11 protein-coding genes, 1 rRNA gene, 1 pseudogene and 1 riboswitch are annotated in these 10,778 nt (G+C 38.0%); of the genes and pseudogenes, 2 read left to right on the forward strand and 11 right to left on the reverse strand.

The features are described 5' to 3' along the window. The first annotated feature begins 86 nt into the window (after positions 1–86). Entirely contained in the window at positions 87–821 is a 735-nt protein-coding gene (locus ACQKL0_RS19780) for a class I SAM-dependent methyltransferase (RefSeq protein ID WP_407406630.1), read from the forward strand. A 69-nt stretch (positions 822–890) separates the two neighbouring features. Here ACQKL0_RS19780 and ACQKL0_RS19785 read toward each other — a convergent pair whose 3' ends face one another. The 9 genes from ACQKL0_RS19785 to ACQKL0_RS19825 form a co-directional block, all read right to left on the reverse strand. After that, the gene (locus tag ACQKL0_RS19785) at positions 891–2,153 is read right to left on the reverse strand and encodes a cation:dicarboxylate symporter family transporter (protein ID WP_402876012.1); all 1,263 of its coding nucleotides are present in this window, start codon (positions 2,151–2,153) and stop codon (positions 891–893) included. A gap of 173 nt (positions 2,154–2,326) precedes the next feature. Continuing rightward, positions 2,327–2,475: riboswitch (cyclic di-AMP (ydaO/yuaA leader) on the reverse strand. Positions 2,476–2,649: 174 nt separating this feature from the next. After that, positions 2,650–3,909, reverse strand: coding sequence for an efflux RND transporter periplasmic adaptor subunit (locus ACQKL0_RS19790; RefSeq protein WP_407406632.1), 1,260 nt, complete (start codon positions 3,907–3,909; stop codon positions 2,650–2,652). Positions 3,910–3,922: 13 nt separating this feature from the next. Further along, positions 3,923–4,585 carry a hypothetical protein gene (locus ACQKL0_RS19795; RefSeq protein WP_427689150.1) on the reverse strand — a complete coding sequence of 221 codons (663 nt, stop codon included), beginning with the start codon at positions 4,583–4,585 and terminating at the stop codon, positions 3,923–3,925. A gap of 116 nt (positions 4,586–4,701) precedes the next feature. Next, positions 4,702–5,604: a diacylglycerol/lipid kinase family protein gene (locus ACQKL0_RS19800; RefSeq protein ID WP_407406635.1), complete on the reverse strand. Its 903-nt coding sequence runs from the start codon at positions 5,602–5,604 to the stop codon at positions 4,702–4,704. Between the two features lie 190 nt (positions 5,605–5,794). Beyond that, positions 5,795–6,076 carry a hypothetical protein gene (locus ACQKL0_RS19805; RefSeq protein WP_427689151.1) on the reverse strand — a complete coding sequence of 94 codons (282 nt, stop codon included), beginning with the start codon at positions 6,074–6,076 and terminating at the stop codon, positions 5,795–5,797. A 685-nt stretch (positions 6,077–6,761) separates the two neighbouring features. Continuing rightward, complete coding sequence (locus ACQKL0_RS19810) at positions 6,762–7,493, reverse strand: ABC transporter permease (protein WP_402991981.1); 732 nt, start codon at positions 7,491–7,493, stop codon at positions 6,762–6,764. Further along, the gene (locus ACQKL0_RS19815; protein WP_402991978.1) at positions 7,490–8,224 is read right to left on the reverse strand and encodes an ABC transporter ATP-binding protein; all 735 of its coding nucleotides are present in this window, start codon (positions 8,222–8,224) and stop codon (positions 7,490–7,492) included. Before ACQKL0_RS19815 ends, ACQKL0_RS19810 begins: the two co-directional genes overlap by 4 nt. Then, positions 8,221–8,664: a helix-turn-helix domain-containing protein gene (locus tag ACQKL0_RS19820; RefSeq protein ID WP_402991973.1), complete on the reverse strand. Its 444-nt coding sequence runs from the start codon at positions 8,662–8,664 to the stop codon at positions 8,221–8,223. Before ACQKL0_RS19820 ends, ACQKL0_RS19815 begins: the two co-directional genes overlap by 4 nt. Positions 8,665–8,916: 252 nt before the next feature. Further along, positions 8,917–9,111, reverse strand: coding sequence for a hypothetical protein (locus ACQKL0_RS19825; RefSeq protein ID WP_402876025.1), 195 nt, complete (start codon positions 9,109–9,111; stop codon positions 8,917–8,919). Between the two features lie 154 nt (positions 9,112–9,265). Between ACQKL0_RS19825 and ACQKL0_RS19830 the strand changes: the two are divergent. Beyond that, positions 9,266–9,661, forward strand: a pseudogene (locus tag ACQKL0_RS19830) (efflux RND transporter permease subunit); the annotation flags it as partial. Here the strand turns inward: ACQKL0_RS19830 and ACQKL0_RS19835 are convergent. Beyond that, entirely contained in the window at positions 9,614–10,453 is an 840-nt protein-coding gene (locus tag ACQKL0_RS19835; protein WP_402876027.1) for a tyrosine-type recombinase/integrase, read from the reverse strand. The pseudogene ACQKL0_RS19830 and the gene ACQKL0_RS19835 overlap by 48 nt on opposite strands. A gap of 238 nt (positions 10,454–10,691) precedes the next feature. After that, positions 10,692–10,778, reverse strand: a 5S ribosomal RNA gene (rrf, locus tag ACQKL0_RS19840); the annotation flags it as partial.

Raw genomic sequence — 10,778 nt, forward strand, 5'->3', positions numbered from 1 at the left:
TGTATATAAAATAGTAGTAAAAATAAGAAACTAGACAGGTATGGATTTCCATATTATAGTAAAAATAAAGGTTTGGAGGATGAATGATGGATAAAATAGAAAAAGATGATTTCATCAATCGCTTGCAGGAAGACGCTATCGCCGATGCATCAAAAAATTGGGATCTTTGGGAACTCGAAAAATTTGCATTCGATAAATACTTTCATCAAGCCGACTCCATCCTTGATATTGGATGTAGTACAGGGAGGACGACCTTTGCTCTATACAAGAATGGGTTTCATCATATAACCGGACTGGACCCTTCACCCTCCAAGATTCAAGAAGCCCGGAAGTTTTCACAAGATGAAAATATGGAGATTCCATTCTTTCTTGGGAATGCCACGGAAATCCCTTTCAACGACTCGTCATTCGACCATGCACTCTTTTCCTTTCATGGTTTAATGAAGATCCCTCAACGAAAAAACCGCATTCTCGCTTTGAAAGAAATCAAACGCATACTTAGACCAGGAGGCCGTTTCCTATTCACCACACCGATTCGCGACAGTAATGAAAGGTATCTTAATTTTTGGGAACAGGAAGAAATGATTTGGTGTGATAGTAAACAGGATGAACGGCTATATGAGTTCGGTGATATCTTCACAAAGGGAAAGTCTCACCAAGAAGAGGCCTATCTTCATATCCCGAGTCAGCAGGAAGTCCTTGATTGCTTAGAAGAAGCCCAACTGACTGTTTTGGAAACCTTTCACCAAGATTCATTTAATGAAAGCGATATGGCTATGAACTTTTCCCCTGACTCCCATTTCTGGATCGTCCATCAATAAGTTACTTTCGACTTTCATCTGAATACAAAAAAACTCCAGAGTGCAATCACCCTGGAGTTTTGACTTATATTAAGAAGCCTGTTCGAGTTTTCCTTTTTCGGCAGGAGGGTTGAATTGACCTTCCCACTTGGAAATAACGATGGCTGCTAAAGAGTTACCAATAACGTTTACTACAGTACGACCCATATCAAGGATACGGTCAATACCTGCTATGAAGGCAAGTCCTTCAATTGGGATGCCCACCGTACCTAATGTTGCTAAAAGTACAACGAAGGATACGCCCGGTACACCGGCAATTCCTTTAGAGGTAATCATCAACACTAACATTAGCGTTATTTGCTCATAAGCACTTAGATGTATGCCGTACATTTGAGCAATGAAGATGGCTGCTAAAGCTTGGTATAATGTGGAACCATCTAGGTTGAATGAGTAACCAGTCGGAATAACAAAAGAGGTGATATGTTTTGGACAACCGGCTTTCTCCATCTTCTCCATGATTCTTGGAAGAACCGCTTCTGAACTTGCTGTGGAAAATGCTAAGATCAATTCTTCTTTCAAAATGGCAATTAACTTAAAGATACTGAAGCCTACAAATTTTGCAATGAGCCCCAGGATGACAACTACGAAGAAAATCATCGTTCCGTATACGGAAAGGGCTAACTTTCCTAATGGGATTAGTGATGATAAACCGAATTTAGAGATTGTCACACCGATTAGTGCAAATACCCCAATCGGAGCAAATTTCATAACCATATTGGTTAGATTGAACATACCTTCCGCAGCACCTTGGAAGAAACGGAATACTGGTACTCCTTTTTCACCGATAGCTGCAATGCTTAGTCCAAACAAGACTGAGAAGAAAATGATTGCAAGCATATCGCCTTCTACCATTGCTTTAATCGGATTAGATGGGACAATATGAACGATTGTATCTATAAAGGATTCGTGTTGCTTAGTTTCTGCTGTGTCAACATAAGTGGAAATATCCGTTTGTTCAAGCTCACCCATATTTACGCCCGCGCCAGGCTGAATAATATTGGCAGATAATAAACCTACGCCTATTGCAACTAGTGTTACTACTATAAAGTAGGATAGTGACTTGGCACCTAATTTCCCTACTGATTTAATATCGCCCACGCCTGCAACTGCAACAATAAGGCTAGAAACGATAATTGGAACGACGATCATTTTAATCATACGTAGGAAGATATCACCTAATGGTTGTAGATAGCTTTGTGCCGTCTCACTTCCATAAAATATAGCACCTACGATAATTCCCAGAATTAAACCAATGAATATTTGGCTTGCTAAACTCAGTTTGAATTTCTTCATTTAATTTCCTCACCTTCCATATAGTCTTTGATGTAAAAACATTTGTCTCGGTAAGGGAAACAAGATACTAATAAAAAGAGAAAAATTTTTCTGTATATTGAAAAACTTCTATCCTTACGCTTAAAAAAAAGACACCCTACGTGTCATTTTCCCTATTGGCGTGTTATTCACACATGTTCCCTCGAAGACGCTTACGGGGTTAGCTGTCGGGTTAGGAATCGGAAACACAATGGCCCTTTCATCTCTGAATTCACCCCTAGCGAATATAATCCGCAAAATTGGTTCCCCCGTTCTTTTTTATAAGATTAAGCGAGCTAACTTATATTAAAATATTATACTAAAAATATTAATCTGTAAATATATTTTCTTTCCCCACACTCCGAAAGTACAGAGGGGATTAAGAATATTGAGTGCTACGTGGGTTTACACTTATTGTTTAAATAGGTAATTAGTTTTAACAGTAAAAAATTATGGCCATTTTTGATTTAACTGAAAATTATTTTTCCAAAAATCCTAGTAAAATGTATCTAACTTTTTCCCTTTTGGATAGTTTCTTAAAAGTTGCAGAGTGAACCTTGTCCAATTTGAGCGGGGTAATGAAGTAAGAGTGGTTCTTCACTACCTTTTTCGGTTCTAAAAGGATGACATCTCCCACTGCTGGACCTTTAAGCATCTCTTGCTTCCCTTTTGCTTGAGCCCCTTTTGTAAAGTATTGTCGGTTCAAATGCCCTTTATTGGTCATTTTATAGACATGCGGCTGCTTCCGTTCATGTATCGCTTCTGTTGGAACAGTCGGGACTCCCTTCTTCACATTCGTTATAACGGTAAGGTCGACCTTTGAACCGTCTAATAGCGCTTCCTTATTCTCTGCTTCCGTTACAATTTCCGCTTCGAATGTATAGCGATTTTCATCCTTTAGGGTTGGCTCCTCTTTGGGATAAGGATGTATACGGCTGATGGTTCCGCCCAACCTCTTTTTCAAATCAGGAGAACTAGCTTTTATCTCCATCCCTACCTCTGCCTTCTTTAACTCTTCTTCAGAGAAGGAACCTTCGATGGCCATTTCTGCAGAAGCAATTGAAATAATCGGATTCGTTAAATTTTTATTGATCTTCTTCACGACACCATCCGCTTCACTTGTCGTCTCCACGGCATTGGTTTGCACCTCAATTGAGCTTAATTGTGCTTCTAGCATGACCACTTTTTCCTTCAAGCTATTTTTTTCAAGTTCCTGCTTGTACATCTCCTGCTCAATATTACTTTTAATTAAGTCTGAGGAAGAAGTGGTGATGTCTATATTTAGGTTCTTTTCTACTGTCTCATCGATAACCGTTTTGTTTGAATCCAGGGTCAGACCACTTTGATAAGCTTTCAACTTATTTATGTACTCATCAATTCCGACGATTTCTCCTTCGGTTGCAGCCTTTTCCGCTTCCAAATTATCTTTTAGTGCATCCAGTTCGGTTGTAGTGTATTCAAACAGGGATGTTCCAGCCGTTACCTCGTCCCCTTCGTGAACCAGGAATTTCTGAAAATCATTGTTTTTAGCATCAAAATAAACATCATATTCTTCTGCCGGTTTAAAGATTCCCTTTGTTTGAAATGTTTCAGTTATGGTATCTTTCTTAACTTGTGTCCATCTTTCGGTAAAAACGGTCCGTTCCACTTTACTGTCTTTTTTTTCAATCAAGTAAATATTACCCGATATCAAGGCCAAAGATGCTACTGATAGGGCTGCTAATTTCCACTTTTTCATTTTTCTCACCACCTTATACGAATACGCCAACTTGTAGATATGCTAAAAATGCTTTAGCAAACCACGAGGCAATATAAAATAGAATGATCATTGATAAGACAAAGGCCTTGCTTCGTTCCGTATATACCTTCAAATAATAATATTGTAAAGAAATGATTAAAATTTGAAAAATGGTGATTTCACTAAAAAAATGAATAAAGTAATCGCTTCGAATGAAGTACTGGCTGATGACTCCAAGTGAAAAGGGGTTGGCATCATGCCCAATATCCATCAAAACAAAAAGAGGAATTAACAAAACCTTCTCCAGTAAGAGCAAACTAAACGTAATCATTTGAACAATCACGGTTTTTATGTATGGGATATCCAATACTACCCAAAAGAATAAAGAAGCTAAAAAGATATAAATAGAAGGATAAAACAATCCTGCAATCATATTTCCAATTACAATCAGTAATTTTCCCGTTTCAAATTCACTTACATCCATCTTCGTAATATTTTTAGAAAATGATTCTGAACCAATTCCAAAATATCCACTTACTGAAAAAACTAAGACACTAAGAAAATATAATCCTATTAATTTCCAGAAAAGTCGTGTGACCGCTTCCGCATTTTGCAATTGGTAACGGCTTCTTTGCGGTTCAAAAATACCCTTTAACAATCGGACCTGGTATATCATGTATGTTCCTCCTGCAAAAAATGAAATATCATTTTATATTTTATCTTATTTTGTAAACAAATGCAGAAATAAGGAGGAATAAATATAAATATATACTCTTAATGCGTCTGATTCTGTTATACTCCTGAGCTAGGAGACAAAAAAGCAAGATGATGTTTCAGAACGTCTATCTGTGTAGGAGTCTGATTATAAATCTCTCCATCCATATCGACTTCGAGAGGTAATTCGGTTTCCACCTTCAATTTTCTTGCCTGGACATACATGACACCTGACTCTGAGCTGACACTTTCAGTCAACGAACTCTTCATGGCTAAGATCTCCCTAAATACACTTAGGCTCGATTCTTTCACGATGACGATATCAAACAGCCCATCGTCTGGCTGGACCATTGAAAAAGGCATTGAATTCGTTCCGATAAAATTACCATTCAAGACTAAAATCATGACAGCTTTTCCTTCGACACACGTTTCATCATATTCGACTCTAAAAGGAAACGGTTCTTGATCGCCTATCGTTCTAATTGCACTTAAAAAATAACCAATCTTTCCGAATTTACTTTTTTCTTGTTCATCTATATTGTTTGACGTATCGGTAATCAGTCCAATACCCCAAAAATTCAAAAGGTAATGATCGTCCGCCTTCCCCACATCGATCATACGGACATTTCCGTTCACTATAGTTTCCGCCGCACGACGGATATTTTGAGGTATTTCCAAGGTTCTGGAGAAATCATTGCACGTCCCTCCAGGTAATATTCCCAAAAGCGGTCGATGTTCGAGTGGAGAAAGACCATTCACACATTCATGCACCGTTCCATCTCCTCCCAGAACGAATACTACGTCCATACCTTCTCCATATTCCGAACAAAACTTGTCAGCATCACCCTTTTCCTTGGTCTGAAGAATAAGAAATTCATCAATTTGGGGTGTCAGAATAGGGAGACATTCCTCTAATGCCTTTTCCACCTTACTATTTCCTGCACATTCGTTATAGATCAGCATTCCTTTTTTCCATCTCATATCCTGTTCCCCCCCGTTTAATGAATAGCTACGCTTCCCTTTACTTTTTCCTTTTTTCCTCCTTTTAAAACTCAATCATGAATAGTTGAAGCAATTAAATTATTAATATGAAGAAAGACGTATAAAAAATAAAAAAAGAGGCGGCAGCCCCTTCCAAAACGTCATGAGTGTATATGCAAATGATCTTTCATTAATATGATGAGCTTGGAACAAAGGGTACTTCTGGTCTCGTCCTTTTCCAGATAAAGCAAAAAACCTTCCAAGATGACACCATTTGGTCTTTTTTTAAAAAGACCTCTCTAATCACCTCTAAAGCCTCTGTATCTTTACCAGTCCTATATCCTGCTCCATCCCCCGACTTCCTCCTTAAGAGTTTATCTATCGTCAGGTCAATCTCCGCTTTAGGGTCAAGTACATACGCTGAACAGTCAGGTCCAGGTAACTGATTCAATAAAGGATCGTCGCCCTTCATTAACCCCTCTATGATTGAATCTAACCAATTCAATATGAAAATTGGCAACATACTTATGCTTATGGGGATTATGTTATCTGGGTTTATTTCCTCATAATTAATGTTTACCTTGCAAGTAGCTAAAAAAAGGTGTTTTTCCATTCCTAATTGAATAGTTAGTATATGAACGTTATAAGGGGATATTAAAATGGTAAAAATACTTAGAAAAAGCGCTATATATAGTTTTTTTTATGGGAATAGGTATAGGAATTTTATTTGTAAGGTATGAACAAGTTACACGAGTGAGTTTTGATGTGACTGAAACATCCTATTTGTCTACCATGGAATACATAATTATCTTGCTTAAATATGGTGTAATAACAGCTATACTTGGTTTGTTATTTGGATGGTATAGATATAATAAGCAAAAAAAAGCTGTTTAAGATGTTCATAAAACGGTACATTAGGTAATTCCGTTATTAACTTCACTAGGTACTGATACCGAAGAAAGGCGAGCAATCAACCCAATCAAAAAATTCATAAATAATGGGTTTTGCTTCCATTCATTACTGCTTTAAGCTTGAGCAGGGTTTTCTTAAGTGAATTTTAAGATACCATGTAAAAAGTGAGGCAGTTTGTCATGGAGGAAAGTGCTAAACAAACCCGAAAATTTATTTTTCTGGGTTCTTTGCTTTCTTTATTATAATTATTCTGCCTGCATTTTCTTTTTAAACATTGCAATTGCTACTACCGATAAGATGATGGCATAACCAAGCACCCACCAGATATGAGGGGAAATATCACCGTATTCACCAGTAAGAGCAGCTTTTCCCATTTCGACTGCATGAACAAATGGTAAAATAAATGCAACGTCTTTGAATAGGCCACCCATCAGGTTTAAGTCAATCCATGCGCCCGAAAGCCATGCAGATAAATTGGTCAGTAGTGCTCCACAAATACCTACAGCTGCTCTTTCACTTAACAGCGTTCCACATAATAGCCCAATCCCTATAAAAATAATTGATGTTGGAATGAGTAAAGCTAGTGCCACAATCATAGAAAGAGAGATGGCTAACCCCATAAACATCGCAACAATATAACAAAAAATCCCCTGTACAATCGACATCATTAGTAAAGGTAAAGAATAGCCCATAATAAAATCTGTTGATGTCATAGGTGTTGTGAAAAGCCTTGTTAAAAATGAGCTTGCTCGGTCTTTCGATAAAACTTGTGCGGCAAAGAGAGCCATAAAGGATAGACCAAATACCGCGATACCAGGAGTTAGTGAATCAACATTAAAAAGATCAACTGGAATGCTACGATTAATTGCGGATAACAGCAGAAATAATACAACCGGGAAGCCGATTCCAAAACAGAGTGATAGTGGGTCCCTTAAAATTTCCTTTGTCGTTCTGTTTGCAAATACGAGCATTCTCATTGGATATCACCTTCCGTTACAAAATACACAAATGCATCCTCAAAGCTCACTGTGTTAGCCTTTTCAATAAGCTCTTGAGCCGAACCAATTGCTTTAATTTGCCCGTCTTTCATAATGCAAATACGGTCAGACAATGCCTCTGCTTCCTCTAAATAATGCGTCGTTAATATAATGGTTGTTTTTTCCTTCAGTTTTTTTATTAAAGCCCAAAGTTCACGGCGTCCGATAATATCTAATCCAAGTGTCGGCTCATCTAAAAATAAAATCCGCGGCTCACTAATTAAAGCCATAGCGATGCTCAATTTGCGTTGCCAACCACCTGATAATGTTTTGCTGCGTTGCTTTTCAAAAGGCTGCAATGAAAACTGAACAATCATTTCATCAATTATTATCCTTGTTTTCTCTTTATTAAAGCCGTGTACTCCAGCCATTAACTCTAAATTTTCACGTACCGTTAGATTGGGTGCAATCGCCGTCTCTTGTGGGGATACCGCAATCGCAGTACGTACTTGCTCTGGCTCATTTATAATACTTTTCCCTAACAATGTTGCATCTCCGCTCGAAGGCTTTGTTAGACACGAAAGCATTTTAATCAATGTCGTTTTTCCTGCACCATTAACACCAAGAAGGCCAAATAATTCCGTTTCTTGAATTGAAAAAGAGACGTGGTCAACAGCATTTTTAGTACCATATGTTTTCGTTAGGGAGTTGATTGTAATAGCGTTGTTCATTTATCTTCCTCCTGTTTAAAATTTTGGTTTACCATATTGAAAAAGCTACTCAACATTTGTTCAGGTACAATCGCAAGACCACGCTCTTCATCCCCCAAGATAATTAGCGTATCTCCTGGATTTAATTGAAACAGTTCCCGTGCTTTTTTAGGTATAACAATTTGTCCTCGTTCACCTAGTGTGGCTGTACCAAAAAAATGCTTTCCTTTCGGTGGTATACCGAAGCCATTTTCTTGTTGTTTAAAACGAACAAGATTATCTAATGTAACATTGTAAAGCTTCGCGAGCTCCATACAATATTGGATATCGGGTGTAGAGTCCCCTTTTTCCCATTTGGCTATCACCTGTCGAGACACATTTAAACGTTCTGCTACTTCTTCTTGTGTAAGTTGATGCTGTATACGCAATGCTTTAATATTCATATTAATCATTTTTTTCATACCTCCAAATTATATTATCAACAAACTTACAGGCAATCGTCCACCTACATTTATTTACTTTATTGTTACGATTCGTAGCAAAAATAAAACATATACAAAATAAGGACCCGATGAGTGCGAATGTATGGCATTTTTTCCGAAGAAAGGCGAGCGATCAACCCAATCAAAAAATTCATCCTATAGTCAATTACCAAATGTTATTAGTCTTTCCACAAATAATATAGATGTTTTGCACACTCGTAAAATCATGCTTTATCGACTTTTCAGCTCCTTCATAATGGTTTGGATAATGTGCTCATCTACGCCATTGAAGAAAGTTATTTCAGCTTCAGCTGTTTTAATAACACAGCCTAGTACAGCAGTGTATTCAGAAGAATGAAACGAAGTAGTTTCAGTTGGAAAAGGATCGAGTTTTACTGGAACAATGGTTAATTTGTTTGTGGACATAAGGATGGCACCTCCTTTGATTGATACGTTTATCGTACCGAAGGTGCCTGGCGTTTTATATGCGTTATTTGATTACGGGCTTACGTTTAAGAGACCAAGGAATTGTTCCTTTTTTAGTACGTTTTTGGCTTCTTCTTCAGTAATACCGATAATGGGGATTATGGCAACCAACGCCATCGTATTGGTCGATCGTGTACTTAAAAACGAAGAAAACGGCCTCTCGACTCTCGAAGCTGGGTCAACCCGTCTTCGTCCGATCTTGATGACAGCCTTGTCCATGATTAGCGCATTGATTCCTCTCGCAATTGGCACAGAAGGAAGCGACCTTATTTCACAAGGAGTTGGCATTACCGTAATGGATGGACTAGTGAGCTTTACATTGCTTACCTTACTTATCGTTCCGGTCGTATACGAAGTAATTATGAAATTGGGTAAAAGGGAGAAGGCAGTGAAAACAAAAAAAGAAACGAGTTTCCCCGTTCCCTTAAGATTTATTGAACATTTAGTTTTTAGTAAAGGTTTGATCTATTGCGTTTTCCAGGTTCAATGATTTTTCTTTTAAGTAACGCTTCGTCACGTTTAAGTCCTTATGGCCTGCTAGCTTGGAAACAGTTTGTATATCAATACCATTATCCACTAGTCTCTGGCAAAATGTATGACGTAATTTATGTGGGTGTACATTGTATTTTTTTAAAATGTATTGTACCGACCTTGGCGTGATTCTTTGATTATAGCTTGAGATAAACAATGGGTCTGCTTTTTCCTTCAGTGAACAGAGATAGGTTCTCACATACTGCACTGCTAAATCTGTTAGCGGAACGGTTCTGTCAATTTCACCTTTTGCATTCCGGACAAGAATATAATTCCGATTGCCCTCCATGATAACATCACTTCCATTTAAATCACATAGCTCCGAAACACGAATGCCAGTATGTAACAAAAGATAAACAATGGCGACATTCCTAGGATTTCCTTCTGCCTCTATATCCTTCAAAAGAGCTTCTTGATCTTTGATGCTTAGTGACTCAGGTGCTTCATTTTTAGATTCCTTTACCTTACGCTCAACAGAAAGCATAATTTGTGGCTTCGCTAAAAATTTAAAGAAGACATTCAAAGCATTATAATGCTTTTCTATTGTCCCTGGACTTTTCTTGCAATTTTCTAAATAATCAAGATACAATTGAACATCCTCAGAATTAATTTCCCTTAGTACCTTTTGTGTCTGTTCACAAAACTGAGAAAGAACACCTGTATACGTTTTAATCGTATTAGCTGATTTCCCTTGGTCTTCCAACCATCCAGCAAATGAAGAAATCATTTCATCTTTAGCAGAGGTATCCATAGGCTATTCCCCCAATGACAGTTTCAGAACTAAGTTAAGTTTAACATATTTCCTTATAGAAACGAAGAATTCTGCCCCCTAATCTCCTAACGTCTGTGAGAAGCCCGGATGCGCATGCTAAAAAAGAATGGTAGGAGATATCATCATATTGCAGCAATACTCTCATTTTTCAAATGTATCTTTCACGTCTTGGAAAATCAACACAAAAAAGGCCAGCCTAGTGGCTGACCTTGAAATGGCTTGGCGGCGTCCTACTCTCACAGGGGGAAACCCCCAACTACCATCGGCGCTGAAGAGCTTAACTGCCGTGTTCGGAATGGGAACG

Origin of the sequence: Peribacillus sp. NPDC097264, from assembly GCF_050277925.1 — a bacterium.
Lineage (GTDB): Bacteria > Bacillota > Bacilli > Bacillales > DSM-1321 > Peribacillus.

Bases quoted from the DNA above. Each gene is read 5' to 3' on its own strand.
- ACQKL0_RS19805 (WP_427689151.1), bottom strand. From the start codon at position 6,076: ATGAAGGGCGACGATCCTTTATTGAATCAGTTACCTGGACCTGACTGT.
- ACQKL0_RS19785 (WP_402876012.1), bottom strand. From the start codon at position 2,153: ATGAAGAAATTCAAACTGAGTTTAGCAAGCCAAATATTCATTGGTTTA.
- ACQKL0_RS19795 (WP_427689150.1), bottom strand. From the start codon at position 4,585: ATGATATACCAGGTCCGATTGTTAAAGGGTATTTTTGAACCGCAAAGA.
- ACQKL0_RS19825 (WP_402876025.1), bottom strand. From the start codon at position 9,111: ATGTCCACAAACAAATTAACCATTGTTCCAGTAAAACTCGATCCTTTT.
- ACQKL0_RS19835 (WP_402876027.1), bottom strand. From the start codon at position 10,453: ATGGATACCTCTGCTAAAGATGAAATGATTTCTTCATTTGCTGGATGG.
- ACQKL0_RS19780 (WP_407406630.1), top strand. From the start codon at position 87: ATGGATAAAATAGAAAAAGATGATTTCATCAATCGCTTGCAGGAAGAC.
- ACQKL0_RS19810 (WP_402991981.1), bottom strand. From the start codon at position 7,493: ATGAGAATGCTCGTATTTGCAAACAGAACGACAAAGGAAATTTTAAGG.
- ACQKL0_RS19800 (WP_407406635.1), bottom strand. From the start codon at position 5,604: ATGAGATGGAAAAAAGGAATGCTGATCTATAACGAATGTGCAGGAAAT.
- ACQKL0_RS19790 (WP_407406632.1), bottom strand. From the start codon at position 3,909: ATGAAAAAGTGGAAATTAGCAGCCCTATCAGTAGCATCTTTGGCCTTG.
- ACQKL0_RS19815 (WP_402991978.1), bottom strand. From the start codon at position 8,224: ATGAACAACGCTATTACAATCAACTCCCTAACGAAAACATATGGTACT.
- ACQKL0_RS19820 (WP_402991973.1), bottom strand. From the start codon at position 8,664: ATGAAAAAAATGATTAATATGAATATTAAAGCATTGCGTATACAGCAT.